This is a genomic window from Streptomyces sp. URMC 126 (genome assembly GCF_051386555.1).
Classification (GTDB): domain Bacteria; phylum Actinomycetota; class Actinomycetes; order Streptomycetales; family Streptomycetaceae; genus Streptomyces.
This window is the reverse complement of sequence record NZ_JBPQTX010001353.1, coordinates 1-236: the sequence shown is the minus strand read 5'-3', so window position 1 is coordinate 236 and position 236 is coordinate 1. Positions and strand designations below refer to the sequence as shown.

Below are 236 nucleotides of genomic sequence, written 5' to 3'. Positions count from 1 at the left end.
CCATCGCACAATGCACCATTTCCGCTGTGACGTTGTCTGAGTAGAAGGCGATGTGCGGGGTAACGACGACGTTCGGGAAGGAACGTAGCAACGTAAGGTCGTGGTTATTCAGAACGTCAAGACGGTGATCTTGGTGAAAATACCTGTGGTCGTTCTCGATGACGTCAATAGTTTCCGGATTCATGGCATCTATCAGTGCTCGGGTGTTTATGAGTTCACCACGGACGCAGTTGACG

1 protein-coding gene is annotated in these 236 nt (G+C 50.8%); it reads right to left on the bottom strand.

The window, feature by feature from the left end:
* Positions 1-236, bottom strand: a 236-nt coding sequence (locus ACSNOK_RS36240; RefSeq protein ID WP_436784896.1) for an NAD(P)-dependent oxidoreductase, incomplete at both ends; no start/stop codon positions are given.